Source organism: uncultured Methanobrevibacter sp. (assembly GCF_947169325.1).
Classification (GTDB): Archaea; Methanobacteriota; Methanobacteria; order Methanobacteriales; family Methanobacteriaceae; genus Methanocatella.
Window position 1 is genome coordinate 1 of the sequence record NZ_CAMVPN010000032.1, and the last position, 25,820, is coordinate 25,820.

General features: G+C 33.9%; 25 protein-coding genes. 7 read left to right on the top strand and 18 right to left on the bottom strand.

Annotated elements, in window-relative coordinates; all coding sequences use genetic code 11:
* Nucleotides 1-193: 193 nt before the first annotated feature.
* Nucleotides 194-373 (bottom strand): peptidoglycan-binding protein, encoded by a 180-nt coding sequence (locus tag Q0W26_RS05890; protein ID WP_298523358.1) that lies wholly within the window; start codon nt 371-373, stop codon nt 194-196.
* A 13-nt stretch (nt 374-386) separates the two neighbouring features.
* Here Q0W26_RS05890 and Q0W26_RS05895 point away from each other — a divergent pair, with 13 nt between their 5' ends.
* From Q0W26_RS05895 to Q0W26_RS05905, 3 genes are read left to right on the top strand one after another with little or no spacing between them, the layout of a single operon-like run.
* On the top strand, nt 387-875 hold the full coding sequence (locus Q0W26_RS05895) for a helix-turn-helix domain-containing protein (protein WP_298523359.1): 489 nt from the start codon (nt 387-389) through the stop codon (nt 873-875).
* 26 nt (nt 876-901) lie between these two features.
* On the top strand, nt 902-1,393 hold the full coding sequence (locus Q0W26_RS05900) for a hypothetical protein (protein WP_298523360.1): 492 nt from the start codon (nt 902-904) through the stop codon (nt 1,391-1,393).
* Between the two features lie 2 nt (nt 1,394-1,395).
* Complete coding sequence (locus tag Q0W26_RS05905; RefSeq protein ID WP_298523361.1) at nt 1,396-1,674, top strand: transposase; 279 nt, start codon at nt 1,396-1,398, stop codon at nt 1,672-1,674.
* A gap of 432 nt (nt 1,675-2,106) precedes the next feature.
* Here Q0W26_RS05905 and Q0W26_RS05910 read toward each other — a convergent pair whose 3' ends face one another.
* The 4 genes from Q0W26_RS05910 to Q0W26_RS05925 form a co-directional block, all read right to left on the bottom strand.
* A complete protein-coding gene (locus Q0W26_RS05910) occupies nt 2,107-3,072 on the bottom strand; it encodes an alpha/beta hydrolase (RefSeq protein ID WP_298523362.1) in 966 nt (321 codons plus the stop codon).
* A gap of 21 nt (nt 3,073-3,093) precedes the next feature.
* Nucleotides 3,094-3,531 (bottom strand): cyclophilin-like fold protein, encoded by a 438-nt coding sequence (locus Q0W26_RS05915; protein ID WP_296880876.1) that lies wholly within the window; start codon nt 3,529-3,531, stop codon nt 3,094-3,096.
* A gap of 15 nt (nt 3,532-3,546) precedes the next feature.
* Nucleotides 3,547-3,954 (bottom strand): helix-turn-helix domain-containing protein, encoded by a 408-nt coding sequence (locus Q0W26_RS05920; RefSeq protein WP_298523363.1) that lies wholly within the window; start codon nt 3,952-3,954, stop codon nt 3,547-3,549.
* 499 nt (nt 3,955-4,453) lie between these two features.
* Nucleotides 4,454-5,299: a methanogenesis marker 8 protein gene (locus Q0W26_RS05925; RefSeq protein ID WP_298523364.1), complete on the bottom strand. Its 846-nt coding sequence runs from the start codon at nt 5,297-5,299 to the stop codon at nt 4,454-4,456.
* Nucleotides 5,300-5,379: 80 nt separating this feature from the next.
* Here Q0W26_RS05925 and Q0W26_RS05930 point away from each other — a divergent pair, with 80 nt between their 5' ends.
* From Q0W26_RS05930 to Q0W26_RS05940, 3 genes are all read left to right on the top strand, one after another.
* Entirely contained in the window at nt 5,380-5,766 is a 387-nt protein-coding gene (locus Q0W26_RS05930) for a helix-turn-helix domain-containing protein (RefSeq protein ID WP_298523365.1), read from the top strand.
* Between the two features lie 427 nt (nt 5,767-6,193).
* The gene (locus Q0W26_RS05935) at nt 6,194-6,646 is read left to right on the top strand and encodes a MarR family winged helix-turn-helix transcriptional regulator (RefSeq protein WP_298523366.1); all 453 of its coding nucleotides are present in this window, start codon (nt 6,194-6,196) and stop codon (nt 6,644-6,646) included.
* Nucleotides 6,647-6,674: 28 nt separating this feature from the next.
* Nucleotides 6,675-7,349 (top strand): HXXEE domain-containing protein, encoded by a 675-nt coding sequence (locus Q0W26_RS05940; RefSeq protein WP_292809434.1) that lies wholly within the window; start codon nt 6,675-6,677, stop codon nt 7,347-7,349.
* 72 nt (nt 7,350-7,421) lie between these two features.
* On the opposite strand, the gene Q0W26_RS05945 is transcribed toward Q0W26_RS05940, so the two are convergent.
* From Q0W26_RS05945 to Q0W26_RS05990, 10 genes are all read right to left on the bottom strand, one after another.
* Nucleotides 7,422-7,589 (bottom strand): hypothetical protein, encoded by a 168-nt coding sequence (locus Q0W26_RS05945; RefSeq protein ID WP_298523367.1) that lies wholly within the window; start codon nt 7,587-7,589, stop codon nt 7,422-7,424.
* A gap of 501 nt (nt 7,590-8,090) precedes the next feature.
* Nucleotides 8,091-8,513 (bottom strand): MarR family winged helix-turn-helix transcriptional regulator, encoded by a 423-nt coding sequence (locus tag Q0W26_RS05950; protein WP_298501940.1) that lies wholly within the window; start codon nt 8,511-8,513, stop codon nt 8,091-8,093.
* Nucleotides 8,514-8,515: 2 nt separating this feature from the next.
* Nucleotides 8,516-9,919, bottom strand: a complete 1,404-nt coding sequence (locus Q0W26_RS05955; protein WP_298523368.1) for an MFS transporter — start codon at nt 9,917-9,919, stop codon at nt 8,516-8,518.
* A 399-nt stretch (nt 9,920-10,318) separates the two neighbouring features.
* Complete coding sequence (locus Q0W26_RS05960) at nt 10,319-10,618, bottom strand: DUF2149 domain-containing protein (protein ID WP_298523369.1); 300 nt, start codon at nt 10,616-10,618, stop codon at nt 10,319-10,321.
* A 4-nt stretch (nt 10,619-10,622) separates the two neighbouring features.
* Nucleotides 10,623-11,264, bottom strand: coding sequence for a MotA/TolQ/ExbB proton channel family protein (locus tag Q0W26_RS05965; RefSeq protein WP_298523370.1), 642 nt, complete (start codon nt 11,262-11,264; stop codon nt 10,623-10,625).
* Nucleotides 11,261-11,914 carry a peptide ABC transporter permease gene (locus Q0W26_RS05970; protein WP_298523371.1) on the bottom strand — a complete coding sequence of 218 codons (654 nt, stop codon included), beginning with the start codon at nt 11,912-11,914 and terminating at the stop codon, nt 11,261-11,263. The genes Q0W26_RS05965 and Q0W26_RS05970 overlap by 4 nt, the downstream gene beginning before the upstream one ends.
* A 212-nt stretch (nt 11,915-12,126) precedes the next feature.
* On the bottom strand, nt 12,127-12,699 hold the full coding sequence (locus Q0W26_RS05975; protein WP_298523379.1) for an FmdE family protein: 573 nt from the start codon (nt 12,697-12,699) through the stop codon (nt 12,127-12,129).
* Between the two features lie 10 nt (nt 12,700-12,709).
* Entirely contained in the window at nt 12,710-13,513 is an 804-nt protein-coding gene (locus Q0W26_RS05980) for an ABC transporter ATP-binding protein (protein WP_298523372.1), read from the bottom strand.
* On the bottom strand, nt 13,504-14,517 hold the full coding sequence (locus Q0W26_RS05985; RefSeq protein WP_298523373.1) for an iron ABC transporter permease: 1,014 nt from the start codon (nt 14,515-14,517) through the stop codon (nt 13,504-13,506). Before Q0W26_RS05985 ends, Q0W26_RS05980 begins: the two co-directional genes overlap by 10 nt.
* Before the next feature lie 8 nt (nt 14,518-14,525).
* A complete protein-coding gene (locus Q0W26_RS05990) occupies nt 14,526-15,632 on the bottom strand; it encodes an ABC transporter substrate-binding protein (RefSeq protein WP_298523374.1) in 1,107 nt (368 codons plus the stop codon).
* A 260-nt stretch (nt 15,633-15,892) separates the two neighbouring features.
* Between Q0W26_RS05990 and Q0W26_RS05995 the strand changes: the two genes are divergently transcribed.
* The gene (locus Q0W26_RS05995; protein ID WP_298523375.1) at nt 15,893-16,294 is read left to right on the top strand and encodes a DUF3795 domain-containing protein; all 402 of its coding nucleotides are present in this window, start codon (nt 15,893-15,895) and stop codon (nt 16,292-16,294) included.
* A gap of 162 nt (nt 16,295-16,456) precedes the next feature.
* Here the strand turns inward: Q0W26_RS05995 and Q0W26_RS06000 are convergent, their stop codons facing one another.
* The 3 genes from Q0W26_RS06000 to Q0W26_RS06010 all read right to left on the bottom strand — a co-directional run.
* Complete coding sequence (locus Q0W26_RS06000; RefSeq protein ID WP_298523376.1) at nt 16,457-20,869, bottom strand: right-handed parallel beta-helix repeat-containing protein; 4,413 nt, start codon at nt 20,867-20,869, stop codon at nt 16,457-16,459.
* Between the two features lie 158 nt (nt 20,870-21,027).
* A complete protein-coding gene (locus tag Q0W26_RS06005) occupies nt 21,028-23,907 on the bottom strand; it encodes a right-handed parallel beta-helix repeat-containing protein (protein WP_298523377.1) in 2,880 nt (959 codons plus the stop codon).
* A gap of 133 nt (nt 23,908-24,040) precedes the next feature.
* On the bottom strand, nt 24,041-25,820 hold a 1,780-nt coding region (locus Q0W26_RS06010; RefSeq protein ID WP_298523378.1), incomplete at its 5' end, for a right-handed parallel beta-helix repeat-containing protein.

The window sequence follows — 25,820 nt, forward strand, 5'->3', positions numbered from 1 at the left end:
TGAAAAAATAGTAATAAAAAATATATAAAAATTATGAAAATTGTGGGTCGTACTCGTTAAAGTGAATTAGATTAAAAATAGAAAAATTACACTTGATTAAAACATTAACTCATTCATTATTTAGGATGATAATGAAAATAGGGAAAACGTATCTGAAAAAATAAAAAGAGAAATAAGGAATTAAAATCCTTATTTATATTATTCCAAGTTTTTTAGCTGTTTTTTCGTCAACCTTACCAGTCACCTTAAGGCCCTTGTCCTTTTGGAATTGCTTGATGGATCTTACTGTGTTTTTGCTGAACTCACCGTCAATTGCCAGGGCATGGCCTTTATATAGTCCCCGACACTGAAAATTATAAATACTATGAAACACAATAAATAGTATTATGGCAGAACAAAAACTTATTAAAAAATACAATGGAATCATTTCAGAAGTTCAAACTGAAATAAAAAAATTAGAAAACGATACAAGAGTCTTAAATAAATTATATGTGATTTTAGATGTTTTACATGACGAACCCATATCAGAAATCATAAAAAAACATGACATTAGTCAAGGCACAGCATATAATTGGATAAAACAATGGAATGATGGTGGAATAGAAGGATTAAAAAGAAAAAAAGGTTCTAAAGGTCAATCTAAACTAACGAATGAACAGCTTATTTTATTAGATGAGATAATACAAAAAGAAGAATTGAAAACTGCAAGAGAAGTTAAAGAAAAAATTGAAAAAGAATTTAGCGTTGAATATAGTATTAGAAGTGTAGAAAGGTTAATGAAGAAATTAGACTATTCTTACACAAAACCATATAAAATCTATACTAAAATGCCTGCTGATGCTGAAGAACAGTTAAAAAAAACACCCAACATTTAGATTTAGAAAATTTCACTGTCGTGTTTTTGGATCAAACCTATTGTCAAAATCAGGACAATAGTCAAAGAACATATCATAAAAAAGGTACAAAAAACATTAAAGGACAACCAACAGATAGAATTTCAATCAATTCCCTTCGAGTTCAATCAATTAATGGAAATTCGTTTGTATCATTCTTAGATAACACTAAAACCTTTGAAATGATGAAATTTATGATCACCATCGTCATCAAAAATATAGAAAACCCAGAATTAGAAACTAAATTAAAAAAAATAATCAATAATGAAGAATTATTTCTAGAAAACATATTAGACACCATTAATGAGGAAGATAACTATAATAAATTAGTATTAACATTAAAAAGTTTATCTGAAAGAAGCCAAACAATTAAAAAACTATGTCAAAGACTTGAAAGAAATCCACTTAATTTAATACAAAAAGCCATTCAGTGCTTGAAAATCTTCAAAAAGGAATGTTATTGGCATTTTTCTCAGATAAGGAATTACAACATGAATTAATCATGGAAAAACCAATAGCAGTTATTTTAGACAATTATAGTGTACATCATGCAATATTTTTCACAGAATTATGCAATGTTCTAAATATGGATTTAATACATTTACCACTATATTCTCCAAAATATAATCCAATAGAACAAGTATGGAGAACAATAAAAGCAATAATTTCTAGAAGATACATTTCAAGCATGCCGCAGCTAAAATATTTATTTTTAACAGAGTTTAAAAAAGTAGTTGATAAGTCAAGTTATTGGAAAAATTGGGAGGAGAAATTTTTATAATTTTCAGTGTCGGTGACTATAACTCTCGTGAACATTTTTCCAAAACATTAAATAACAACATCCAATAAATTTTATAACAAAGTTGATTGAAAAGTACATGTAAGTGGTACGACTTTTTCATAAGTTTCAATATAGCTCGGTTCATTGACTTCCTTTACAACATCAGTCTCTTTTAACCCACCAATCAGCAATGGTGAATCCGGATTATGCAACTTTTGGTTCCTTTGACCATCTTCATGTTGCTGTTGGCATAACACACTTTAAATTATACACTACTTTTAGTTAAACTTGTTTTATACAATACACCTAATTCTTGTTAAAAAATTAAAATTAATTGCATGTTTGCATAATAGTAACGAAATTATCCTATTAATAATAGTGAAATTTTTCTTGAAACAAAAAAAGAAAATAATAGTTACTTTTTAAAGTAACTTACAAGTTTTCATTGAAAAATTCTGCAATCTTTTCAAATGGAATTACATCAGTTTTATAGTACAAATCCGTGTGAACCGCATCAGGAATAATCATTAGCTCCTTATTGTCCCCAGTCAATTTTGCAAATTCATCCTCTGAGAAATATCTGGAATGTGCATTTTCCCCATGAATCATTAAAATTGGTGTTCTGATTTCATCAGAATAAGCTATAATCGGCTGAGATATGAATGACATGCATCCTATTACATTCCATCCATCATTTGAACCCGGAGATCTTGGATGGTATCCCAACGGTTCAATGTAAAAGTCATGATAATCCTTTACAAATTGTGGCAGGTCATCAGTCACTTCTTTTATGACCCCACCGGCTTTTGCATATTCTCCATTTTTAAAGTCTTCGGTTCTCTGATTGTTTAGGACAACTTTCATTTCATATCTTGCATTGGCATTATCATCAGCATCATAATACCCCTTTGCAGTAATGCGAGTCATATTATACATTGTTGAGGTGACTGTTGCTTTAATACGGGTATCAAGGGACGCAGCATTTAATGCCATTCCTCCCCATCCGCAGATTCCACAAATTCCGACCCTGTCACTGTCAACATCATCTGATGTGACAAGATAGTCAACTGCAGCCTGGAAATCTTCAGTGTTGATGTCTGGAGATGCCATATCACGAGGCTCACCTGAGCTTTCACCGGTAAATGATGGATCAAAAGCTATTGTCAAAAATCCCCTTTCAGCCAATGTTTGCGCATAGAGACCTGAAACCTGCTCTTTTACAGCACCGAATGGTCCTGCGCATGCAATAGCAGGCAATTTTTCCTTAGAATCTTTTGGTTTGTATAAATCTGCAACCAAAGTGATTCCATACCTATTTCTGAATGTTACCTTTTCATGGTCTACATTATCGCTTTTGGGAAAAACCTTATCCCATTCTTTTGTTATCTCAATATCCATAATATCACCATATTAATTAAATTAGTTTAAACTGAACTCCAATATAACATTACCAGAACCCAGAACTTCCTTTAGCTTATTGGAGTCAACATTATCTATTTTACCCAGTTTTGTATAGCTCCATGAATGGGAACCGTAAAACAAGGATATTTTGTCCCCCTGATACAATACAATATCTCCCGGATTTGTACCAATATTTTCATCATTTGTTGGAAGTGAAAAACCCAATTCACCTACTTTTTCAAAACCACCATACTCCGATGCATTAACTGTGACATTTCCTTTTTTCAGTTCTTTAACCAGTTCCTGTGTGGCGGAATTGTTTTCCAATTTAACATCAAATACCTCATCATTGATTTTGACTTTAACTAAATCATCCATACTGTCATCCCCGCTAACCGCAGTACAGGCAATTAAACCCAATATAATTATTAAACCGGATTTTTTAATAAAAGACATTGTATCGCCTCAAAATTATAAATTAAGAATATGAATATACTTTTCTTTTATGAAGATGATTTCTTCATTCGTGTAAAAATCTCCCTCATGGGTATCCAAAGCAAAAATGATTAATTCATACAATACCTTATTTAGTTTCATTCCTTTTGAAGTTAAGAAATATTCCGTTTCATGATTATTAATCTTTTTTTCAATTAGATTGTTGTTTTCCATTGATTTAAGGCATCTTGCAAGAGATTTATTGTCCAGATTTGGACGGTTTTCCTGAAATTGTGAAAAACGCTTTTTTCCCAAAAACAAATCCTTTAAAATGTAAAATGTCCATTTATTGCTTATGGATTTAATTGCACTGCCCACAATGTTTCTTTCAAATTGATTGCCATACAATTTTTCTTCAAGAGCCATGAAAAAATATTTGTTCATTAATATTTTAATAGTTATAGTGGCAAAAATGCCACAAATTCAGACATCTAGATAAAACCAAAAGAAGGATTTAAAAAACAATTATTAGAATAATCTAGTCTGATCATCAATAAAGCTGGGTTCATTAACCTCTTTTACAACATCGCCATCATTAACTTCCCCAATAAGCAAAGGTGAATCTGGATTATGCAACTTTTGGTTCTTTTTAACTAGCTTCATATTGCGTTGGCGTAACAGTATAGAAATTATCTACTGCTTTTTGGATTTTTTATTTCATTCATTACGAATGAATAATGCTTGAAAAGTAGGTGAATTATCTACTACTATTTTAATGAATTTTGTTTCATAAGTAAATCAACCCAGTTCCATCAATTGACAAGCAAATTTATCATTTAATCTGAAGTTAAAGTTTATCCTTCATTTTTAAATAATACTTCATTTATTTGAAGTAACAGTATTAACTACATCTAAATGAAGTACTTCAAATTGATAAATGAAATTAGATTAATGGCTTAGGACTTTGAGTGAAATCCTGAGGATACTTTTTTTCACATAACTCATATCCAATATATTCCAACCTTTCATTGAGCAATCTTTTTCCATTTTCGGTCACTGCATACAATGGAACTTTTTTTCCAGCATAATATGGTTTTCTTTCTTCAGCAGTTTCCCGTATGTTTATGGAAGAGCATCCTGAAATCACATCAGCATAATCAAATAACATCTCCGCCTCTTTTTTGGAAACGTTGGTTGTATGTGCTACGAAAATATATATGTTGACATCTTCAGGTTTTGGATGTTGCCTTAAATCCTTAACCATTTCTGTTGGAATAATTGTTATTGCAATGTTTTTATATCCTCTTTCAATTGCCATTTCAAGACCTTTTAATGGATTTAACTCTGCAGTTTCAGGATTTAAAACATTTTCTCTTCCAACTTTATCCATTACCTCATCAATTGGAGTGGTGCTTATCAATGCGGAAACTCTTCCTCCAACTCCCTGAACAAGCTCAGCGTCATCAATCAGCAATGTCCCTACTCCCTCAGATGCTCCAACCACACAATCAACATTGCCATTGATCATGTTGGTTTTTAATGTTTCGCTGGTTCCAAAGCTCATTGTGTCTTCAACATCAATTGACCTTTGTGGAGTGCACATTCCAAATTCATCTATTCTTTTGTTAATGTTGGATTTGATGAATTCTTTTGTCAAATCACCATTATGCTGACCATTGTCAAATATGGAACAGTAATCTACTACCGGTTCTCCAATGTAGGTTATTTTCCCGTTTTCTATTACTACTTCAGCTTTTCCTAATGCTTCAATTACATGTCTGTCATTCATACAATCACCAGATAACAAATGTTATATACAATGCTTTTTAAATAGATTTTGTAAGGAAAAACTCACAATAGGTCAAAAAGATGAAAAAAATTAAAGATTACGATGACAATTGCCCCATAGACGATACATTGAAATTGATATCCAAAAAATGGGTGATATTTATCATCAGAGACATATTCTTAGGAAAAAAGCAATTCAGCGAATTTCTAGAAGAAAAAACACTAAGCAACAGAGTACTGACAGACACACTCAAATTCATGGAAGACAATGATTTAATTACAAAACAAGTTTTTGAAAATGACATCAAAACTGAATATTCACTAACACAAAAAGGATTCAGATTAAACAGGATTTTATATAATATGCTAGAATATGGTCTTAATGAAGTAAACAGCGGAAATCTAAATGAAAAACAAAAAGAAGAATTATTAAATGAATATAAAACACTATTTGAAATTAATAATTAAATTATTATTAAAATTTACCAATTTTTTAATTTGCTTTAATAAATAGGCATTAAACACATTAATCAATGTAATAAATACTTAATTTTTTTCATGAATAAAATCTTAGAATAATCTAGTTTGTGTATCGATATATGATGGTTCATTAATATTTTTTACGGCATCACTCTCTTTAACTTCACCAAGAAGTAATGATGAATCTGGATTGTGCAACTTCTGATTCTTTCTGACCAATTTCATGTTACTGTTGGCATAACACACTTTAAATTATCTACTACATTTAGTGAAATTTGTTCTATACTATACGAACAAAAAATGATTTAAAAGTAGCAAAATCCCCTACCACAGTCCTGCCCATATTATTTTACAATATATTTAAATAACATAACCTATAAACTTATCATGATAAGTTTTATTGTTGGATGATACTATGGACACGTTAAATAAGGTTGAAAAGATAGATATAATTCCATTATATCCTGCACTGAATTTAATTTTAAAAGGCCATACAAGCTTTTTTGAAAAAAAACTCAAAAGAACTAATGTGACTCCTGCTGAAATACATTATATTCTAAGAATTTATGTGGACAATGAAAATATCACACAACGGGATTTATCAGAAACGTTCAGCGTATCCGAACCCGTCGTTGCCAGAACCCTAAAAAATCTTGAAAACAAGGGATTTGTAATACGAACTAAAGATCCCAACAATAAAACACGAAGATTACTCTCTTTAAGTGAACAGGGTTTTGAAATAAGTGAAAACATGTTACATATTACCGATGAGTGGTTAAAAGAAATCTATAATGATATCAATGAATCAGATATTGACAAATTCAATGAAATAATTAAATTACTGGTCATTAATTCTTTGAAATTATAAAAAAACAACAAATTATAATGTGATAATTATGGCAGAATCATTATTGGACAAATGGTGCGGAGAACCATGGCTGCATACAACATATTTTTTAGGAATCGTGATGCTTAATGTTTTGATAATTAATTGGGGCGTATGGGATGTGCCGCAAAAATTAATGGCATTGCTTGCAATATTTCTACCTTTGCATGTATTTGAAGAGCTTGCCTGGCCAAACGGATTTCATTTCATGATGAACAAGATAGTTCAAAAATCAGACAATCCTCTTGCATATCCTGAAAACAAGCTAACCGACATGATTACTAACTTTGGAGCGGAAATACTATTCATCGCATTAACATTCCTCACACCAATGCTCGGAAACAAAGGAGTGATATTTGTAATATTTTTCGGTATCGGCGAAACAATTGCCCATACAGTATTCAGCACACTAACATACAGACAATACAAATCCAAAGGCAAAAAAACATTATATTCGCCAGGACTAGTAACAGCATGGTGTTTATTGCTTGAAACCGCAATTTACGGCATATACTGGTTAATATATTCAAAAACCTTTGTTATGGCAGACTTATGGGGATTGGCATTTGTAGCATTTCTAATCATATTCATGATACGTTTACCGTTTATCATATCCTACAAATATAAATCCACAAGATTTGCATATTCAGAAATAGGATATCTGGAAAAATACGAATCTGATTGAACTGCAATAGATATGCCAAGTAGTTCGATTTCAAAAGTTAATATGAAAACTATGCATCGATATAAATAGAGGTTAGAATAATTTTTGTTGTGCATCAATGAAGCTTGGTTCATTAACCTCTTTTACAACATCACTATCCTTAACCTCACCAATCAATAGTGGTGAATCGGGATTATGCAATTTTTGGTTTCTTTTAACCAGTTTCATGTTGGAGTTGGCGTAACAATAATTGCTTGTCATCAATTGTTTATAATAATTTCAGCATCTTACCCTGCAACTTTTCCAATAATACTCAAGTAGTTACCTTTGTATCATTAATTGGTTCAGGTTGTGTCAGTGATTATAGTACATGTTCAGGATTTGTATTTCCACCATCTCCAGTTTCTCCCATTATAGATGAACATATTTATTATCATGATTTCTAAAAAAAAAGTAGTGTAGAGAGAACAAAAGTTATACAACTATCACATAAGTTTTCATGTAACTCTCTCCAAAATTATAATTAATTAATAATTTCATTTTTAAGTTATATATAACTATTTAATTAACGCCAACTTCAATATTGTCTAGACAATAGATTACATAATACTGTTGGAAACTCCCTATTGAAAAGATTTTAAAATTATTTTCCACTTGTACATTGATATATTCAATTTGAAACAAAACTCCGTATTAATAACCGTTGCCATTAATAATTCAAATAATCAAGACAAAAAAACAACATCCGGCAATTTTCTAAAGTCAAGACATTTTGATAATTCTTTCCAGGTTTTCTTCAAAAACTTTTAGCTCATCCGGCGTGAATATTTTTTCGATATTTTCCTCAAAACTTTTTTGCTCCTTAAAATTTATCTTAAGCATTTCACAGCCTTTAGAAGTTATTGAAAGAATATTTCTGCGTTTATCCTCATTGCTTTTTTCAGTTTTTATGAATTCTTTTCTTTCAAGTCTTTTTATTCCTCTTGTTACTGAGGATTCATGCAGATTAAGTTTTTTTGACAGTTCCCTTTGTGTTATTCCCTTATTTTTATAAATAATGTATAAATATTGAAAATCCCCATGATACATGCCATAATTCTTTAATCTATTATCAATATATTGGGTGTTTCTTTTGCTTATCAATCTGATTTTATAAACTAAAGGTAAAAGGTCATTCAGTTCCATATTCATGCCTCACTCTGATTTTTATCGTTGATTTTAAAGATCACAATTGCTAATGAAATTATCATAATGGCTGCCAAAACTACGGATGTGTTTGAAAAACCATTCAGTGACTGTATATTATGTGTTATGTCTCCATTGATAAATAAGGTTAATATTACTGCAGATATGGATGATCCGATTGCTGCTACGATTTGTCTTGATGAATTTATGATTGCAGATGCATCCTCAACATTTTCATAAACAATGCTCATTGCCCAGGTTGTTGCAGGCATCAATCCCAATCCTGCACCGACAGATCTGAATGACTGAGTGACAATCAAATATTCAATGCTTGAATTTAGGGTATATGTGGTCATTGACAAGAATCCTACGGTGGATATTATACTTGAGATTATAAGCAGTTTTTTAATTCCAATACTGCCCATTATCATATTTCCTATGAAATTGAATACCAGATACACCAATGTTGCAGGAAGCAGGATTATGCCTGAAATCGTTGCTGAATAATAGGCAATATTCTGATTGTATAATGGCATTAGGATATTTATTGAACACATTGAAAAGTACAAAAGACAAATGTATACGACCCCACTGTCAAAAGATATGTTTTTAAGAACATTAAGATTCAAAAGAGAGTTTTCAATCTCATTTTGTCTTCTGACAAAGAGTATCAGAGATATTATTCCAATTATTATAGGCAGAATCACATATATGGAGAAAATGTTGTTATGTGTGATATTTGTAAATCCAAACATTATTCCGAAGGATGCGAAAACCGATAGAATCAATGAGATGAAATCCAGGGAATAATCCTTGGTTTCAAGTTCATGGGAAATAAGGATATGCTCCAAAATCAGCATGATTACTGCACAGATAATTAGAATCAGGAAAATGTTTCTCCAGGTAGTTGTTTCGGAAATGTATCCACCAATGGTTGGGCCGAAAGCGGGCATGACTCCAATGATGATGCCATAAATTCCCATTATAAAATTCCATTTTTCCTTTGGCATTAGCTTAAATACAAGGGTTTGTGTTGTGGGAAGCAAAATGCCTGTGCATGCCGCTTCAAGAATTCTTCCAAGTATCAATGTCCAGAAACTTGTTGAAAAATATACAATTACCGAACCAATTATGAAAGAGGTTAACGATACTGCAAGAATTCGTTTCAGTTTGAACCTGTTGATGATGTATGCACTTGATGGCATTATAACACCCATAACCAAGAGAAATGTGGTGTAGACCAATTGTGCATGGCTTGCATTAACTGAAAAATCTCTCATGATATATTCCAAACTTGTATTCACCATAGACTGTGAAGTGACTGTAATCATGGCAGTTACAACAAAAATAATGAATGTTACCGTTTTTTTGTTAATAATTACACAACCCAATACTTGCTTATACAAGTATTTATTTTTTTAAACATTTAAACATATCCGATAAACTCATGAAAAATCTTATTATTTCTTGAATATTTATTTCATGCATTTATCTGGGTAGCCTAAAAGAGAAAATTACATAACGTGAAATGATGCTCACACTGATTTAATTAAATCATATCTAAATGGTTAATACTGAAAAAATAAGTATTATATAATGAAAACATAATCTTTTTTAATTCCAACCACAATAAACAAGTAATGAAATATTAATTATCATGAAATCTAAAAAATTATTCAAATTCATGATATTATATTAACTTCAAAAGGATATAAAACAAGCAGTTTCAAAAAAAAAGCAATTTTACAAGGTTAAAACAATATTGTAGTGAAAAAATAGTAAAAAAAGGAGTGTTAACTCCTGGTTCAACCCGATACCATGACAAGCTCGCCCGTGGTCGGGTCCTCATAGACCTTTCCGACTTCACTGTATCCGCTGTCCTCCAGTCCACCTGCGTCAGTGTAGTTCTGGGTGAAAGTGTCTGCTGTTGAGACATCCTGAGTGGATTGGGATTGGGTGATTATGTCCGGATTTGCTGAAAGCGCCATGATTGCAAAAATCAGAAAACCCAAGGCCAGCACTAGCATTGCATCCGAAAGGTTGTTCAATCCTCCCATTGGGTCATCGTCAACAGATTCTGAAATTCTTCTTCTTTTCCTTAGCATGATCTCACCATTTGTTGATGGTTTCAAGTTCCGCTTCTGCAACGGTTTCAACATCAATCAGTTCTGACTCGTACCATTGCTTTTTATATTTGGAAATCAGAAATGCAACAGCTCCAACAGTCAATCCTGTAACTGTAGTGTCGAATGCAATTGTCAAGGATTGTGCAAGGGTTGCAATGTCTCCAGTCCCAAGTGCTGCAAGACCCGGACCCAATGGTATCAGTGTTCCCAAAAGACCTAGAATAGGACCTACACGAACAAGAATGTCAGTCTTGTTGGTCTTTTTAATCAGTCTTGTCTCATGTGCTGAGATGAGTTCGCTTGCAAGTGCCTTTCTTGCTTCAGGACCGATGTCATGATTGTCAGCAATTCTTGTCAATATTTCCTTTTGATAGTCGAACAAATCGCTATTGGAGATTTCCTCTTTCATTTGACCTACATTAGTTGAGAATGAAACGCGTCTCACCAGGTCCTCCAGGTTTGCAGAGGATATGGCCTTTCTTGAAATGAACTCATTGATAAGTCCTCCGAATGCAAGGATAACTATGACGATTGATATTACAAGCAGTATGACAACCGGTGTCAGAAGGCTTTCGGAGATGATGTGAATCAGTGAGGTCAATGTTTCAGTTCCTTGAATAATCATTTATTTCCCCCTCTTGTATCATTTATAAGGACACCAACAACCAAGACAACAACGATTCCTATAACAACGTAAATCAGCTGATAGGTTGGAGTCAGGATTAAGAAGGGAGAAAACATTGTGTAGTCCAGAGCCATTGTGGAATTGTATGTCAATGCGAAGATGAACATCAATATTGAAAACAGGCTCATGTATTCCCCGATTATTACAGGATATTGTCTTTTTGCATGATGCAGCAATTTTGTGAGTTGATAAACAACAAATAATATTATGAAAACAAATAATGAATATAAAACCATTGTTAAGATGTCAAGACTTGTCTGGGAGGAAAAAAGCACTGTTGAAACTGCAAATGCCAATATGATTGCATAAAACGGTAATCTGAAATCATTCCTCTTGATATAGTATATGACAGATGCCAAAATCACTATTGTAATGACTAAAAACAGGTAGCTGAAATTGTACAATAGAAATGACAATGGGCCATTCAGGTAAGCTGAAACGCTCATCAATGCAAAAGTGACCACTGCGCATGCCAATGATATCACTATTACCTTCACATTATCCAGCTTATAATTTCCAAGCATCAGTGCGACATTAGCCGCAAACAACACCAGAATTATTAACAGGTACCCCCCAATCAAATCCATCATTTAACCTTTTTATACTCGTTATCTAATTTAATATTGTCAAAATGAATATATAAACATATCGTAATGAATTAATTAAAAATAAAATAAGGATTAAATATCAAGTTAAACAGTTGAATAAATCTTAAGAATTTAGAAATGGAAAAATAAATGAAAAATTTTGAATTAAATATAAAAAAAAAGAAAATAAAAAGAAAAATAAAATACAATGTAAATTATTCTTCAATTAACTCGTAATATGACCCTTCGGCACATGACTTGCAAACCGGCTTTCCTCCGATGAGCTTGTGCCTTCCGTCGGAGACCTTCTCGCCGCAAACTGAACAGAACGCTGTTGTGTAAGGCTTGCCCGGCATGTCCCCAGGACCCAAGTCAATTTTGACCTTATCCACCTTGAAAAGCTCTTCGGGAGGAGTTCTTCTGAATCTTGCAATCATCTCCTCTTTTGTTTCCTCATCCTTGAACTTCTTGTTGGCATCGGCATCGGTAATCCTTAATGCCTCACCTGTGTCCTGGTTCATGAATGTTGCTGCAAACTTACCATAATACATCTGTTTCAGGGTTCTTTTACCCATTGAGCATCCGGTGACTGACTGCACCGCATCGGACATGCACCTGTCGATTTCCAAAAACACGATAAGGTTCTTGTGACGTTGGTTAAGCTCCATTCCCAAAAGCTCCAAACCGTACATTGCAAGTTTTGTTCCAATGGCTATTCCTCCACAGATGTGTCCGTGAAACTCAGCAGCCTTTGCCAATTGTTCATCATAATCCTTTTCATTCATAATTATCACCTTTTTATAAGTCTAATGTTAAGTTTGTCTTCATTGGTACACAAACCTTTCTCTCATCATCCAGTTCCATCAGCCTAACGTCAATGGAATATGCCTTTCTTAAATTATCCTCTGTAACCACATCATCAGGAGTTCCGAAATCGATGAATTTCTTGTCTTTCATAATCGCCACCTTTGTTGAGCTTAAGAAAGCATGATCCGGAAAGTGCGATGACATTATAATGGACAGCCCACTTTTTGCCAGATTGTCGATTATCTCCAATAACTTTATCTGATTTCCGAAATCCAGATGTGATGTCGGCTCATCCAGTATTAGTATGTCCGGCTTTTGGCACAGCACCCTTGCGAGGAATACCATCTGCCTTTCCCCTCCGCTCAGGTTGGTGTATTCCTTATCCTTCAAATCCTCAATGCCTAAAGTCTTAAGGGCGTCAAGGGCAATCCTTTTGTCCTCCTCTTTTGGGGAATCGGTAAGGTTCAGGTATGGTGCCCTTCCCATCAGCACAACATCAAATACCTTAAACGGGAATGATGGAACATGCGCCTGTGGAATGTAGCCGATATGTTTTGAGATTTGCTTGAACGAGAGTTTTTTGATGTTTTCACCGTTAATCAGTATCTCGCCGGAGTTTATCTCATGCAGGCCGTTGAGGCATTTAATCAGTGTTGTCTTTCCGGTTCCGTTTGGCCCAAGAATGCACAATACGTCACCCTTTTCAATGGAAAAGCTGATATTGGAGAATATCTCCTCGCCGTCATAGTCAAATGAAATGTTTTTTACTTCAAATAGCTTGTCTTCTATGACCATTCTGAATAACCCCTCTTAAGTAAGTATAGGAAAATAGGCACACCTATTATCGCCGTAAGTATTCCAATCGGTATCTCAATTGCTATCACCGCTCGTGAAATGTTGTCAATTAAAAGTAGAAAGCTTGCCCCCAGGCTCAGTGAAGCTGGAAGCAGTACCCTGTTGTCAGGCCCCACAATCATACGGGACATATGAGGAATAATCAGTCCAATCCATCCGACAATACCACTTATTGAAACCGCAGCAGATGTCAAAAGAGTGCATCCTGCAATAATCAGCAATCTGATTCTTGACGGGTTCAATCCAAGGGATTGCGCCTCCTCATCACCCATTGCAAGAAGATTCATCTGCCACCTCAATGCCAAAAGAACCACAAGACCTATAAAGACCGGTATTGCAATCATCAATAGCTTGTCGGCATTGATTGAAGCCAATGATCCCATGAGCCAGTAAACGATTTCAGGAAGCTTGTCGTCAGGATCGGCTATGAACTTGATTGCTGATATGAGTGAATTGAAGAATGCTGATATTGCAACCCCTGAAAGCACAAGCACAAGGATTCCACCGGCCTTGTATGATTTTGATATCAGGTATGTTGCAGCCACTGATATCAGACCGAATACGAATGCAAAAATCTGGGTTATGATGTTGGCTCCGCTTAAAAGGATTCCCAAAGCCGCACCGAATCCTGCACCGTTTGACACACCAAGCAAATCAGAAGATACCAATGGGTTCTTGAATATTGACTGGAATGCCGCACCGGAAATGGCAAGGCACGCTCCAACCACGATTGCTCCAATGATTCTTGGAAGCCTTATCTCAAAGACTATTGTGGTTATTGTGGGTGAAACCTCCATCTGTGGAAATATCGGTGAGAGCAATGTGTTTACAACATCGATTGGGCTTATCGGATACCTCCCTACGAGAAATGAGGCGAAAAATAAAACTATTGGAAAAAAGATTAAAAGTATGATACTTATAATCTCTTTTGTTTCCCTATCCATTTGAATCCCTATAGGTTTGACTCCTTCAATCCTGAATCGAGCAGAATCTGTTTTGCCTCATCATCACTCAAGTCGAAGTGATAGAAGCTTGAGTAGAACTCTTTTGTCGCATCAACCATGTTGATATCCTTGTAGTCATCCGGATAAATCACTTTTGCAGTCCATGGAACACCTATAATCATGTTTGCCCCCACTGGCCTGTCGAACCATTTGAATGGGGATTGAGGTGAAAGGTAGACCTCCTTGTTTTTGACTGCGTCAAGCTTTGCCCAGTTAGGATTATCATAGACGCTTGCATAGAATTCCGGATCGTTGGTTATGATTACGTCCGGGTTCCATGTGATTACCTGTTCGATTGACACCTGAATTCCGCTGGTAGTGTTTCCCTGGTTCAGAGAGTCCGCTACATTAACCCCTCCGACAAGGTCAATCAGCTGACCGTGTGTTGAGTGTGAAGGGTTGGTTTGAAGCCCGTCATCACCCTGCGCATAGTAGACAGTCTTCTTGTCTGAGTCTGAGAGCTTGGATGACTTGTCCTTAACTATTTTCAAGTACTGGTCGTTGAAGTCGTTGAGTTCCTTTGCCTTGTCCTGGGCTCCGACAACCTCTCCCATGAATGTGATGGACTCGCCTATTGTCTCCACATTGGTGGTGTCCTTAACCGCAATCACAGGTATTGTTCCGAATTTTTCCTGACGTTCCTTGACTGTTGATGCATCACCGTCACCGCCCTCGTCAATTGATTCGATGACAATGTCAGGTTCTGAGGCGATGAATTCCTCATAGCTTCCATCCTGTGTACCGTACCATCCTCCAACTACTGGGAAATTCTGGTACTGTGACGGAACGTATTTCATCTCGTCATCTGTCCATTGGAAGTTGACCGCCTTCAGCTTGTCCGGTGCAATCATATAAAGCACTGTGGTCATTGGAGGGCTTGTCGCAACGACATTGCTGACTGAAGCGGGGATTTCAACATCCCTTCCAATCATGTCAGTGACGTTTTTGGACCCTACTGTCTCTACGGTCGAAGGTGTTAAAAACATGTGTGTGGCAAATCCCGCCACAACCAAAACAACTAATAATAAGAGTATCACTTTAATTTTCTTTTCCATTATATAAACCCCAAAAACAGTTTTCGATAAGAATATATATTCACTAAGTTATTAAATAAGTTTTCTAATTGAATTTATTGCAATGAAAAAATAATTCATACGATATGAAAAATAAATTGAAGAATATATATTTAATATTAATATTGTAAAATGATTAATATTGATTATTTAGAAAAAATAATAATTTTAATCGTTGAAAATATTTTTATAGTTGATATCATTAAATAACTTTATTAGTTTCCTCAACTAAACTAGTTATTATGAAAATGCCCAGTGAACTCGATTCAAGACTGCTTGCCCCATGCGGGATCAACTGCATAAGCTGTGAAAAATTCAAGAAACCCTGTGGAGGATGTTTGATTAGTGATGACGGTAAAAGCAAGGCTAGTTTAAAGTGTAAAATCAAAACATGCTTTGACAAGAAGAACTTCAGCTACTGCGGACGTTGCAGCGAGTTTCCATGCCCACAGATGAAAAAGCACTCTAAAAAGTATGTTAAAAGGCATGACCTGAATACTTTAGACAGCGCCAAAAGAATCAAGACTACCGGCATCGGAAAGAGGATGGCACAGGACCGTGAAAGGTGGTTGTGTCCGGAATGCGGCGGTGTTGTGAAATTCCAGACCCAAGCCTGTAGCGAGTGCGGATTTCAAATTGATTAAATTAAATGGTTGGTTAATTATTTAAATATTTTTATTAATCAATGTTAATTTAATTTACATTATAATTAATTTAAATATACTTATTTTTAAAAATAGCTTTACGAAATTGAGTTACCTATATGAAAAAATAAAAAAAGAACAAATATGTTAAAAACATATTTGTTAAGCTGGAATTTCACCTTCTGGAACTTTATAGAGGTAAGTTACCTTAAATACCCTTGATGTTGAATCAATCAAAGACCCTATAGATATTTCAATGACATTGTTAGTGGAATTGAAATTTGAAGAATCGAATGTAAATGTTCCCACACCATCCACTACATTGAATGCAACTTCCTCCTGTTTATCGGTTCCACGATTCAAGGTTGCAAACATATCAAATTCAGGGAGATTTGAATCAAACTCTCCATTTTTATAAAACTTGATACTGTAATTTCCAGGACTGTTAAAAGTCATGTTGAATTCAATGTTTGTTGTATTTATTCTAGGACACATGGTTCCATAACCTACAACTCCAGTATCATTGTCCCAAGTGACAAGATTATTTGTTCCGTACCAATTTGCTTCCAACTGCAGCTTTTGGCTAGGGTCTAATAAACCCCCACCATATATACCGAATGGATTTGCACTCATCTCACCTAAAATCATCATACTAGGACCCCTTGCATTTCTATATATTGCATTATATGTTACATGAGGCAAAATAGCATTTTCGGCAAGATCATATCCCGCATTGAATCTGATTCCTTCAAGAACATTGTCAGTAATGGTATTTTGAGTAATTACAATGCCTGTTGAAAAATTTGCATCCAAAGAAATGCCTAGGTGATTTGCATAAATGTGGTTGTGATTGATGGTTACATTAACCGCAGAATTATTTAAGAGTATTCCGTATCCTGTTGGGCCTTCCGGAACTGTCATAATGTATAATCCGATTTGATTAAATATATTATTGTTAGTGATTTGAGTATTTGCAACACCCCAACCATATGTTACACCATAATTATTCTCTCTTAATGTATTATTATCAATGACAAGGTATGAAGATTCTTGAGCAAATATTGCACTTTCAAATGATTTTATATCATTTTTAGATAAATTTATATTGCTTGCATTCGCAATGGATATACCATATCCAGGCAGGTTAATATTTCCAGCATTATACTCAGCAAGTTTATCCTCATCCAACTTATTTGAAATGAGATTATTCTCAATATTTACATTATCTGCACCATCAATGACAATGGCCACACTAGAGTTTCCATTAATTGAAAAACCTGAAACATTGACATTACCAGATGATATAATAAATACAGGAATATTGGATTTCGCATTTAAACTTGTTGAATTTGAAGAATAAATGTTTAAGCATTTACTAATAGTTAATGAAATATCAGAATATCCTTTCCCTAAAAACTCAATATTTGATCCGATTGCAGAATTATCCAAAATACTTTGGATTTCAGAGTTCGGCAAATTTTCATCCACAAATACTGTATTCAGCTTATCTGAAATTGTTATTTTATTTGTTTTGGAAAATGATTTGTACTTGTCATTGCCTGCAAATTTTACAATAATATCAAAAGTTCCCTCATCCAAGTCATTAATGGTTAACTTTGCAACACCATTTGAATCTGTAGTTTTAGCATAGCTTTGACCATTAATATCAAATGAAACGCTCTGATCTGCCAATCGATTGTTGGATTTATCTTTTAAGGTAATTTGATACTCTTTTTGAGCATCCTTAGAGAATGTCTTGTCATAACTAACAATCAGAGTGCCTATTTTTGAAACGGTTATTTTACCAGTAGCTTTTGATGCCTGATAAATTCCACTTCCTTTATAATTTACATTAACAGTATAAACATTTTCATCTGCAAAATTAACACTTACACTAGCCTGGCCTTTGCCATCAGTTGTTTTTGTGTATGTTTTACCATTAATCTTGATAGTTAATTTCTGTTTAGATAAAGCCTTGCCGTTTGCCTTTAAAGTTACTGTATAGGCTTTTGACTCTTTCGGAATCATTGAAACAGCAGGAACGGTGATTTTAGTAGCTGTTTTGGCAACCTTAATCTTACCGCTTGATGAAGCCTTTTTATAAATTTTACTTCCTTTATATGTTGCTTTGACATTATAAGTTTTTAATTTAGAGAATTTGACTTTAATTTTGATTTGACCTTTGGAATTGGTCTTTTTAGCATATTTTTTACCATTAATCTTAACAATCACTTTCTGTTTGGATATTGATTTACCATTGACATCTTTCAAACTGACAGTGTAATATTTGGCAGTTTTTGGAGGAATAGTAAGTGCAGGAGTTGTCAATTTAACCTTTTTGGATGAATATTTAACGATGATCTTATTTGACTTTGAAATCGCCTTGTACTTATTGCTTCCTTTGTATGAAATGGAAATCTTATAAGTCTTCTTATTTTTATTAAACTTGAGTTTAACTTTAGCGATACCATTGGAGTTGGTTGTTTTTGTGTATTTTTTGCCATTGACCTTAAATGTTACCTTTTGATTAGCTAATGCATTTCCAGAAGCATCCTTTAAAGTGATTGAGTAATATTCAGCCATTTTTGGAATCATGTTCAAATTTGAAGAAATGATTTTTGTAGTCTGTTTTTTAACAACGACCTTGGCTTGATTGTTAGATCCATAATAATCTATTCCTCCATCGCCTGCAAAACTGACGCTAAGTGTATAGCTTCCTTCTTTTGATTCGGATATGCGTATTTGAGCTTTTCCGTTGCCGTCAGTGCGAACATTAAAAGTTTTTGAATTGATTTTGAATGTCAGCATTTCTCCTACAATAGGCTTTTTATTCTGATCAACCAAAAGGGCAACAATTACCTGATTTGAATTCGGATAAGTGTTTAAATTGGAAACGCTGATTGAAGTGTTGGATGGAATTCCAGGAATATTATCATCTTCAATAGCTAATGTTTTAGATACCTTATTGTCAATGTTAGTGCCAGGGGTAGGAAATACTGCGGTAATGACATTTCCGGTTGTATTGAATTCATCCATATAAAATCTGACTGTTGCAGTACCATTTTTCATCATTACTGTTTTGTAGACATCACCTTCTTGAGGGGATGCGGATTTGCCAATCTTATTTAAATAAAATGTTACCGGAACTGAACTAATGTCTGTTGCAACGTTACCATTTGCATCAACAATGGAAATGGAATAGATTCCTTTTTTGACTTGTGTGATTTCACTTAATTGAAGTTCATAATTTCCTGATTTGGACCATACATTTTTAGGGGAATAATAAATGTTAGGACAGCTCACAAATTCATTTATCTCAAAAACATAGCCCAGATACATTATTCCCTGATGGCCATAATAATCACCATTTCCCTCACCTACATAAACATAAACATCCTTGGCAGCATCATAATTATAGTCCCCAACGCTAGGTTTATATTCATATACCTGAGTCCAAATCGGCCTGTCCCTATCTCCTGTACCATATCCATCGTAATTGATCATATAATTGTTATTAATTATTTCCAAATTATTTGCATCCTTAATTGATACGTCATTGATATTTTTAACATGGAAATCATTGAAGACTTCCCACAACTTATTCTGATTAAAGAAATTGCCTTTTATCTCTATTTTTGTAATATTATAATCGACGTAAACTCCATTGTTTGAATTAAATGAGATATAATTGCTTAAAATATAAATATTGTCTGAAGAGGTCAATCTAATCCCATTTGTATTTTCAGTGATGTTGTTGTGACTTACTGTCAGATACTTGCCATTTCCTGAAAATGAGACTCCTGCAACATTATTATTAGAAATATTATTGCTTGAGATTATTGTTGAAGATGAATCAACAATATATACTCCATTTTTAGAACTTTTAAGAGCAGATGACCTTACATTAACATTCTGTGAATTTTTAATGTTGATTGCATTATTTGCATTTGACGCTGAAACATTTTCAACAAGACAGTTTTTTGCATTTTCTATTCTTACAGCATCCGAATATCCAATATGATTAATGTTACAATTTCTGATTTCAACATCATTAGCCTTAACCAGTATTCCATAATCATTTTCATTGTAAACGTTATTATTTATGGTAAAACCTTCAATAACTGTTCCACTGGCACTAGGAGATATGTAAAATATCCCTTTATATCCAGAACCTTGGGTGTTGCTTGAACACACCTCCATAGTGGTCCCAACATTACTTTTAATCGTTAATTTTTTATTGATTATAAAATGACAGTGCACATAACTTTTACCTTCAACAATGATTGTATCTCCTGCATTGGCGCTGTCAATTGCCTTCTGGATTGTTGGTTGGCTCATTTCATTGTGGCCATCTTCAATTTCTTCAACAATAATTGTTTGAGGTGAAGATAATATCGAATTATTTTCATTGACTGCTTTTAAGCAATCTAAATTATTATCTGATTGTAAATTAGAATCAAATGAATCTGTAGTTAAGTTTCCATCAATATTGTCTTCACTAGCCGCAACCGACGATATACATAACATTGCAATGACTAAAAAAGACAATAACAATAAAGTTTTATGAAATTTCATTTTTCCTCCTCATGATTTTAAAATTTTAATGTTCAATATATAGTAATATAACTATCGATATATTTAATATATTTCGGTTTATTCTTCAATTAAAGCTAAAATTAAAAAAATAAAAAAATTGATTTGAAGACAAATTCATAAAGAAAAAAGTTAAATTGTTATTTTTTAACTTTTAAAATTGCTCTTTTAGTCAGCTTCAAGTAGCTAACTGAAATCTTATATTTCCCCACTTTCAGATTCTTTAAGCTAACAGTTGCAATTCCCTTTTTATTTGTTTTTGCCTTGTAAGTTTTGCCTTTAATTTTAAAAGTAATCTTTTTACCTGAAATGGCTTTTCCTTTACTGGTTTTAAGACTTGCAGAATATTTGATTTTTTTAGCCATTTTCTTGGTGACACTTTTAACCTTTAGGACATTTTTAATGACAATAGTGTTTTTTACAGAAAATCCCTTATACGATGATGTAATGGAATATTTTCCCGGAAGCAAAGTGAATGTTTTGGATGCATATCCATTTTTATCAGTTTTAACACTATATGTTTTTCCGGCCAGTTTCATGACTACAACTTCATTTTTGCCTACAACCTTGCCATCAGAACCTATCACACGAACTTTAAATGTTACTTTTCCACTATAATCCACAGCAACATTCTTATTATTGGTTATTTTTGATGGATTATGGTCGACGGCCAACACAAGAGACTGGTCATCTACTTTAGATTCAAGTGATGAAATCTTAGGAACATATAACGATTTCACTCCATATCCATTTTCAACAAATAAAGTATCTCCTGTGGATAGACTCACTTTAAAGACAGGCAATTGTTCAGGATTATCAATTTGTGAAATCATATTGTTTTTGTTCTTTAATTCGTTGAAACCTATTATAATCCTTCCATTTTCATACTGCATCAACGGTTCAGCACTTTTAAAGGACATTATAATCCATGTGAAATCATCGGAAGTAGTGAATCTGATTAGATTTCCAAAATCAGGATTGTTGCTTCCCCACCAATTTTCAGACAGATTACTGTTATTGTTGTTTACATATATTGCACTGCCTGAAGTTGCCTGATTGTTGAATAATGAACTGTGAGTTATATTAATGTCCTTTCTTGCAATGATTGCTCCTCCTTCACCACCTGCAACATTATTTTCAAAGACAGATCCTATAACATTCAAAACATTATTGTTGTCTATGGCTCCGCCGTTTACTGTTGCTTTATTGTTTGTGAAGTTTGAATGAAGTATTGTTAGGATTCCACCATTGTCAATAACACCTGCACCATAAGCTCCATTATTATCAAATAATGAATTTATGATGGTTATTTTTCCGGAATTGTCAATAGCTCCTCCATAACTTTTAGCATTGTTTGATTTGAATTGGGAATGGGCAATATAAACCTCAGCGCCATCGTTAAATATTACACCGCCCTCATCTGCACCTGTGTTATGTGAAAACACTGAATTATCAATTGTTGCATTTCCCATTGCAAGGTACATTACTCCTCCTTTACGATTGATTTGATTATTGTTAAATTTTGAATTGTTTATTTTCAAATCGGATGATGAATAGATAACTCCCGCTTGAGATGCTTTGTTTGAACTGAATTCTGAATTGGAAATATTTATTGTCGCAGTGTTAAAGATTACTCCACCGAAATATGCCTCGTTGAAATTTGAGCTTAACTGATTGATAAGTGAATCTGCACAATTATAGATTACCCCCCCATTTTGAGAGGCAATGTTTTTATTTGCAGTGACTCCTTCAATATTCAATTTCTTTTTATTGTATATTCCTGCACCGTCACCTGCATTATTTGAATTTACGATGGAATCTTTCAAAGTAAGTTTTCCAGCATTATAAGCCGCCCCTCCTTCGTTTGCACGGTTTTTGCTCACTTCGCAGTTCATCATATTGACAGTAACTTCACTTACATAGATTCCTCCACCTTTAACAGCGGAATTATTATATATTTTACAGTTATCTATTATCCCATCGTCAATATTACGAAGAGACAGGCACCCGGAATATATTCCTCCACCGTTGGTTTTTGCGGAGTTATTTGATATGTCAGAGTCAATCAGTGCGATGGATCCGTCATTAACGTCAATTCCTCCACCACGATTTGCTGAATTATTTATTATGGATGTGTTTTTAAGAGTCAATTTGGCCTTTGCCTCAACATAAACTCCACCACCATTGACTGCAGAATTATTCAAGACAAGACAGTTTTTAAGAAGCAATGAAAATTCAGAAACATAAAAACCTCCTCCCTGCCTTAGGGGGTTGGTGTTATTTATGATAATCGAATCGTAAACTTCACAGATTCCCCAGCTTTTTATTCCGGCACCTAAATCTGTACCAACATTTGAAATGACTTTAATATTGTAAACTTTAAGAATTCCCCGGTTGTTGTAGATGGCTCCTCCTCTCTCGGCGGAGTTGTACATGAAAGTGGAACTGTATACATTCATTTTGCCCCAAATGTTATAGATTGCTCCACCCTCTTCACAGACATTATGCATAAATGAGGAATTTATAATATTAACGACACCGTTTGCATTGTCATTTTCGATTGCAGCACCAGAATCTGCGGTATTGCCTTCAAATCTTGTATCATAAATATTCAGATTTGATTTATCCGAACAGTATATTCCTCCACGCTCTGCATGATTGTTAATTATTGTAGAATTAAAGATGCTTAATGTACCCTGATTATGAATTGCTCCTCCTGTAGAATCCGAATAACCGTTGGTTATTGTCAAACCAAAAATATTTACATTAATGTTTTTTGAAATTTCAAAAATCCTAGAGGTATTATTTGCATCAAGAACAGAATATGAGTCAGATCCATAAATGTTAATATCTTTATTGATTTTAATAGGATTTCCATCCCCTACATATGTCCTGTTTTCCAAATAAATCGAATCCCCTGAATCTGCATCATCAATTAGAACCTGTATTGCATCAAACTTTTCATCAGTCAGATTACCTTCAATTTCGCTGCCCTCAGCATAAACAGCATTAATAATCAATATGGAAAAAAATAGAATGAATATGAATAGAAATTTTGATTTTTTAATTTGAATCTCCCCCAAAAAACATTAATAAAAAAAACAATTAATTAATTGAAATATCTAAAAAAAAAGAAAAAAAGAAAATTGTTGTTTATTTAACAACAATTTTACCAGCTTTAAGTCCTGAGTTGTATGCACTGTCACCAGCGAAACTTGCTACGTAACTGTAAGTACCTTTTTTAGTTAATTTAACTTTAATGGTTGCTACACCTTTTTTGTTGGTTTTAGCTGAGAAAGCTTTACCATTTACATTAATGGTTACTTTTTTACCAGCTACAGCTTTACCACCAGATTTTAAAGTAATTTTAACTTTTTTGGTCTTTTTAACTTTAAATTTAGCTTTAGGAGCTTTGAGTGTAACAGCTTTTTTAGATACAGTTTTTGTAACAGTTTTGGTAACTTCAGTTGGAGTTAAAGTGATTGCATTTGCAGATGCTGCAAATTTGTCAGTTGCTGCAAAATTAATAGCAACAAGTTTACCTGATTCACCGGTGATTATGAAGACACCATTTTCATCGGTTGTAATATTTACAGCAGAACCATTGTTGATAGAGTATGATAAAGCAGCACCGTCAATAGGGTTGCCTGCAAGGTCTTTTAATACACCGGTAATTTTGGTTCCGTCAACACTGGTAATAGCGATTTGGGTTTGTACCAAATCAGCTTTAGGAATTACAATATTACTTGGGCTTGCATCTTCGCTACCCCAATCGTTACACCATACTACTAAAGTTTTTACACCGTCAGCAACGTCATTACCGGAGATTTGAATTTCTTCATATGGGTTTAACATTCCTGATCTGCATAGGATATGCAATAAGGTTACACCTGAAGTAACAACGCTATCACGAGATTTTTTAACGATATTGTTGGTTACGTTGATGTTACCTAAAGTACTTGGATAACCGTGAGCGGTGTTTCCTTGTTCAGCAGCAATTAACCAGTTATTGTCAATCACATTGAAGGTGTTGTTGCTAATGAAAACTCCACTGGAAGCTTTTTGGATACTGATTACTGGGTATGAATCCCAAGAGTGAACTCCATCATCAAATGAACCACAATCTGTGAAGGTATTTCCAGTAATGAAAGTTCCGTCAGTAGATGCTCCTCCAAAGAATATGGAATAAACATTATTTTTGAATGTGTTGTTTATGATTTTTGCATCTCCACTTCCACCTGCAATTGAAATAGCATCCAATACTACACCGTCAAAGGTATTGTTTAATACGGTGATGAAATGAGATCCCATTACACTGACTATTTTGGAACCTTTTTCTTTGTTAACAGTAGGGTCGTTTATGAGTTTTGTTGCATATCCACCATTGAATTTACTGTTTTTAACAGTTATATAATCACATGATGAAACTACAACTGCTTGGTTGAAATCTTGGAAAACACAGTTATCTATGATTCCACCTTCAGCAACAGAGCCTGCAAAACGGATACCCCATCCATTTACTGAACCATCATAACGTAAATCATTATTAGGATTGGTGTCTATGAAAGTTATTCCTTGAATTGTAACTCCTTTACTAGTTACATCGAAAATTCCATTATTATCCCCATAACCTAAGATTTTTGTATTTCCATTACCTTTTATTACTAAATTGTCTTTAGCAATGGTTATGGTCTTATCAGATATATCATAAGTATCAAAATTACTTAAATCAACAGTACCTCCATCTTCAGCTGTATCGACTGCGATTTGAATAGCATCAGAGGTGTTAGTTGTTGGTGAGATTGGATCTGCAGCCAATAACTCAACATCTTCTACTGCTATAACTTCTGCATCATCAGTTGCTACAATATCTTCAGCAGCAGCTTCTGCAGAAACTGAACTAACAGAAAATGCAATTAAAACAACTAAAAAG

Bases quoted from the DNA above. Each gene is read 5' to 3' on its own strand.
- Q0W26_RS05925 (WP_298523364.1), bottom strand. From the start codon at position 5,299: ATGAATGACAGACATGTAATTGAAGCATTAGGAAAAGCTGAAGTAGTA.
- Q0W26_RS05970 (WP_298523371.1), bottom strand. From the start codon at position 11,914: ATGATGGATTTGATTGGGGGGTACCTGTTAATAATTCTGGTGTTGTTT.
- Q0W26_RS05965 (WP_298523370.1), bottom strand. From the start codon at position 11,264: ATGATTATTCAAGGAACTGAAACATTGACCTCACTGATTCACATCATC.
- Q0W26_RS05950 (WP_298501940.1), bottom strand. From the start codon at position 8,513: ATGGAACTGAATGACCTTTTACCTTTAGTTTATAAAATCAGATTGATA.
- Q0W26_RS05990 (WP_298523374.1), bottom strand. From the start codon at position 15,632: ATGGAAAAGAAAATTAAAGTGATACTCTTATTATTAGTTGTTTTGGTT.
- Q0W26_RS05910 (WP_298523362.1), bottom strand. From the start codon at position 3,072: ATGGATATTGAGATAACAAAAGAATGGGATAAGGTTTTTCCCAAAAGC.
- Q0W26_RS05920 (WP_298523363.1), bottom strand. From the start codon at position 3,954: ATGAACAAATATTTTTTCATGGCTCTTGAAGAAAAATTGTATGGCAAT.
- Q0W26_RS05905 (WP_298523361.1), top strand. From the start codon at position 1,396: ATGGAAAAACCAATAGCAGTTATTTTAGACAATTATAGTGTACATCAT.
- Q0W26_RS06000 (WP_298523376.1), bottom strand. From the start codon at position 20,869: ATGAAATTTCATAAAACTTTATTGTTATTGTCTTTTTTAGTCATTGCA.
- Q0W26_RS05935 (WP_298523366.1), top strand. From the start codon at position 6,194: ATGGACACGTTAAATAAGGTTGAAAAGATAGATATAATTCCATTATAT.
- Q0W26_RS05895 (WP_298523359.1), top strand. From the start codon at position 387: ATGGCAGAACAAAAACTTATTAAAAAATACAATGGAATCATTTCAGAA.
- Q0W26_RS05930 (WP_298523365.1), top strand. From the start codon at position 5,380: ATGAAAAAAATTAAAGATTACGATGACAATTGCCCCATAGACGATACA.
- Q0W26_RS05980 (WP_298523372.1), bottom strand. From the start codon at position 13,513: ATGGTCATAGAAGACAAGCTATTTGAAGTAAAAAACATTTCATTTGAC.
- Q0W26_RS05945 (WP_298523367.1), bottom strand. From the start codon at position 7,589: ATGACAAGCAATTATTGTTACGCCAACTCCAACATGAAACTGGTTAAA.
- Q0W26_RS05960 (WP_298523369.1), bottom strand. From the start codon at position 10,618: ATGCTAAGGAAAAGAAGAAGAATTTCAGAATCTGTTGACGATGACCCA.
- Q0W26_RS05995 (WP_298523375.1), top strand. From the start codon at position 15,893: ATGAAAATGCCCAGTGAACTCGATTCAAGACTGCTTGCCCCATGCGGG.
- Q0W26_RS05985 (WP_298523373.1), bottom strand. From the start codon at position 14,517: ATGGATAGGGAAACAAAAGAGATTATAAGTATCATACTTTTAATCTTT.
- Q0W26_RS05915 (WP_296880876.1), bottom strand. From the start codon at position 3,531: ATGTCTTTTATTAAAAAATCCGGTTTAATAATTATATTGGGTTTAATT.
- Q0W26_RS05940 (WP_292809434.1), top strand. From the start codon at position 6,675: ATGGCAGAATCATTATTGGACAAATGGTGCGGAGAACCATGGCTGCAT.